Below are 311 nucleotides of genomic sequence, written 5' to 3'. Positions count from 1 at the left end.
ATTCAGGTGCCTTAGTTTGGCTAGCCAAAATTTAGAGCTGGTTCAGCATGTCATGGTTGATGGTGGCTACACTGGCAATGACTTTGCGGATCAGGTGAAGCTCATTTTGAATGCTAAGACGACGGTAGCTAAATGCAACGAGTTGCATACGTTCACGGTGTTACCGCAACGATGGATCATTGAACGTTCATGGAGTTGGCTAGACAAATGTCGGCGACTTTGGAAAAACTGTGAACGCGCCCTTAACAGCAGTCTTCAAATGGTTGTATTGGCCTTCCTGAAGATAGTTCTTAAAAGATACTAGACAGGTT

At 44.7% G+C, this 311-nt stretch carries 1 protein-coding gene; it reads left to right on the top strand.

Annotation, left to right across the window (positions count from 1 at the left end; translation table 11 throughout):
* A partial coding sequence (locus ACWPAB_RS15470) for a transposase (protein WP_455692719.1) occupies nt 1–304 on the top strand: 304 nt, incomplete at its 5' end.
* Between the last annotated feature and the right edge of the window lie 7 nt (nt 305–311).

The organism is Lacticaseibacillus sp. 30 (assembly GCF_053819265.1).
Note: the sequence above shows the minus strand (reverse complement) of the source record. Positions and strands in the feature narration are given on the sequence as shown.